We start from the raw sequence: 605 nt of genomic DNA, 5'->3' as shown, positions 1-605 counted from the left end.
GATTACTTTAACAGTCTTGCTGTAGGTGCGATTTCACGCCCAGTAACGGATCGCTTCTATGTATCTCGTGCGAAACTGGCTTACATCCTAGATTCAACCGCTGCACCTATGTGTGTCATCATGCCAGCTTCTAGTTGGGGTGCTTACATCATTACTATCATCGGCGGTATTTTAGTATCACATGGTATTACTGAGTATTCAGCGCTTGGGGCGTATGTGCGTCTTATCCCCATGACCTTCTACGCTGTAGTGGCGCTGTTAATGGTGCTTGCAGTCGCGCGGTTTGGTCTAGCTATCGGCAAGATGCGCGAGCATGAAATTGCAGCGTCTCAAGGTCGTGGTTTTGACAAAGACAAAGAGAACGACACTCAAGAAGCGCATGAGCTCAACGAAGAGTTGGACATTCGTGAGAGCGAAAAAGGTAAAGTCTCTGACTTAATCCTACCGATTGTTACGCTTATCATCGCGACAATTGCTTCGATGATGTACACCGGTGGTCAAGCGTTGGCTGCTGATGGTAAAGAGTTTGCATTGTTAGGTGCATTCGAGAATACCGATGTGGGTACGTCTCTTATTTACGGTAGCTTGCTTGGTTTGGCCGTTGC

At 47.4% G+C, this 605-nt stretch carries 1 protein-coding gene; it reads left to right on the top strand.

Annotated features, from left to right (window positions below):
- A partial coding sequence (locus R8N49_RS28700) for a Na+/H+ antiporter NhaC family protein (protein ID WP_318190646.1) occupies positions 1-605 on the top strand: 605 nt, incomplete at both ends.

It is taken from the genome of Vibrio sp. 1978 (genome assembly GCF_033344345.1).
The sequence above is the reverse complement of the archived record's forward strand: the minus strand, read 5'-3'. Positions and strand labels throughout refer to the sequence as shown.